This is a genomic window from Aurantimonas litoralis, from assembly GCF_026153195.1.
Lineage (GTDB): Bacteria > Pseudomonadota > Alphaproteobacteria > Rhizobiales > Rhizobiaceae > Aurantimonas > Aurantimonas coralicida.
The window spans coordinates 1-1,161 of the sequence record NZ_JAPFBM010000032.1 but is presented as its reverse complement, the minus strand read 5'-3'; the positions used below and the strand labels follow the sequence as shown (position 1 = coordinate 1,161).

Here is a 1,161-nt window from a genome sequence, read left to right as displayed (position 1 = left end):
CGCGGCTCAGAAGAAGGCCTGGAGGCCGGTCTGGGCCTTGCCGAGGATCAGCGCATGGACGTCATGCGTGCCCTCGTAGGTGTTGACGGTCTCCAGGTTCTGGGCGTGGCGCATGACGTGGTACTCGCCCATGATGCCGTTGCCGCCATGCATGTCGCGGGCGGTGCGGGCGATGTCCAGCGCCTTGCCGCAATTGTTGCGCTTGACCAGGCTGATCATCTCCGGCGCCATGGCCCCCTCGTCGAACAGGCGACCGACCCGAAGCGAACCCTGCAGCCCCAGCGCGATCTCGGTCTGCATGTCGGCGAGCTTCTTCTGGACCAGCTGGGTCTGGGCCAGCGGGCGGCCGAACTGGGTGCGCTCCATCGTGTAGTCGCGCGCCCGCTTCCAGCAATCCTCGGCCGCCCCCATGGCGCCCCAGGAGATGCCGTAGCGAGCCCGGTTGAGGCAGCCGAAGGGACCGCCGAGCCCCGACACGTTCGGCAGCAGCGCGTCTTCGCCGACCTCGACGCCGTCCATGACGATCTCGCCGGTGATCGAGGCGCGCAAGGACAGCTTGCCCTCGATCTTCGGCGCCGACAGGCCCTTCATGCCCTTGTCCAGAATGAAGCCGCGGATCTTGTTGTCGTGGGCGGCGGACTTCGCCCAGACGACGAAGACGTCGGCGATGGGCGAATTGGAGATCCACATCTTGGCGCCCGACAGGCGGTAGCCGCCGTCGATCTTCTCGGCCCGCGTGGTCATGCCGCCGGGATCGGAGCCGGCATCGGGCTCGGTCAGGCCGAAACAGCCGACATATTCGCCGGTGGCGAGCTTGGGCAGGTACTTGCGGCGCTGAGCCTCGTCGCCATAGGCGTAGATCGGATACATCACCAGGGAGGACTGGACGCTCATCATCGAGCGATAGCCCGAATCCACCGCCTCGACGGCGCGGGCGACCAGGCCGTAGGAAACATAGGACGCGCCGGCGCAGCCATAATCCTCGGGCAGGGTCAGGCCGAGCAGGCCGAGTTCGCCCATCTCGTTGAAGATCGACCGGTCGGTGGTCTCGTTGCGATAGGCCTCGACGATGCGCGGCCGCAGCTTCTCCTCGGCATAGGAGCGGGCAGTCTCGAAGATCAGCCGCTCGTCCTCGGAGAGCTGGTCCTCGAGCCGGAACGG

The 1,161-nt window shown here is 66.8% G+C and carries 1 protein-coding gene; it reads right to left on the bottom strand.

The features are described from left to right. Positions 1–6: 6 nt before the first annotated feature. The coding region (locus N7I30_RS21700; RefSeq protein WP_498641061.1) for an acyl-CoA dehydrogenase at positions 7–1,161 on the bottom strand (1,155 nt) is incomplete at its 5' end.